At 66.7% G+C, this 1,199-nt stretch carries 1 protein-coding gene and 1 pseudogene; both read left to right on the top strand.

Annotation, left to right across the window (positions count from 1 at the left end):
- Window positions 1-10 precede the first annotated feature (10 nt).
- Window positions 11-799, top strand: a complete 789-nt coding sequence (locus AB0E05_RS36435) for an electron transfer flavoprotein subunit beta/FixA family protein (RefSeq protein ID WP_361971916.1) — start codon at window positions 11-13, stop codon at window positions 797-799.
- 85 nt (window positions 800-884) lie between these two features.
- Window positions 885-1,199, top strand: a pseudogene (locus AB0E05_RS36430) (electron transfer flavoprotein subunit alpha/FixB family protein); the annotation flags it as partial.

Here is a 1,199-nt window from a genome sequence, read left to right as displayed (position 1 = left end):
AGGAGTCGGCGTGAGCTTGAAGATCGTTGTCTGTGTGAAGTACGTGCCTGACGCGAGTGGTGATCGGGGTTTTGGTGCGGATTTGACGGTGGATCGTGAGGGTGTGGACGGTCTGTTGTCGGAGTTGGATGAGTACGCGGTGGAGCAGGCGTTGCGGATTGCTGAGGCGGCGGAGGGTGATGCTGAGGTCACGGTGGTGACGGTGGGGCCTGAGGATGCGCGGGATGCGGTGCGTAAGGCGTTGTCGATGGGTGTGGATCGTGGGGTGCATGTTGAGGATGACGGGGTTCATGGTTCGGATGTGATGGGGACGTCGTTGGTGTTGGCGGCGGCGGTGGAGAAGGTCGGTTTCGATCTGGTGGTGTGTGGGATGGCGTCGACGGACGGTGTGGCGGGTGTGGTGCCGGCGTTGTTGGCGGAGCGGTTGGGGGTGGCGCAGGCGACGTTGTTGTCCGAGGTGTCGGTGGACGGTGGTGTGGTGCGGGGTCGGCGTGACGGTGAGGGCGCGGTGGAGGTGCTGGAGGCGGGGTTGCCGGCGGTGGTGTCGGTGACGGACCAGTCCGGCGAGGCCCGCTACCCCTCCTTCAAGGGGATCATGGCGGCGAAGAAGAAGCCGGTGGAGTCCTGGGACCTGGACGACCTCGACCTCGACGGCGACCAGGTGGGTGCGGAGGGTGCGTGGACCGCGGTGGACGAGGCGACGGAGCGCCCGGCGCGGGTGGCGGGGACGATCGTGACCGATGAGGGCGAGGGCGGGAAGCAGCTCGCGGAGTTCCTGGCGTCGCAGAAGTTCATCTAGCGCTTGGGCCCGGTGCGGCCTGGTTCGTCTCCTCTTCTCGTCTCCTCTTGTCTTCTCGTCTTCTCTAGCTTGGGAGTGTTGGGTCATGGCTGATGTGCTGGTGGTTGTGGATCACGTCGAGGGCGCGGTGCGCAAGCCGACGTTGGAGGTGCTGACACTGGCCCGCCGCCTGGGTGCGCCGGTCGCGCTCGCGCTGGGGCCGGGTGCGCGTGGCGCGGCTGAGGTGTTGGGTGGGCATGGTGTGGAGCGGGTGTTGGTGAACGACAGCCCGGAGTTCGTCGACTTCTCCGTCTCGCCGCGGGTGGACGCGGTCCAGGCGGCGGTGGACTCCGTATCTCCCGTTGCGGTGTTGTTCGTGTCCTCGGGTGAGAACAAGGAGATCGCCGCCCGCCTCGCCCTG

It is taken from the genome of Streptomyces sp. NPDC048057 (genome assembly GCF_040653095.1).
In the GTDB taxonomy this organism is placed as follows: domain Bacteria; phylum Actinomycetota; class Actinomycetes; order Streptomycetales; family Streptomycetaceae; genus Streptomyces.
The sequence above is the reverse complement of the archived record's forward strand: the minus strand, read 5'-3'. Positions and strand labels throughout refer to the sequence as shown.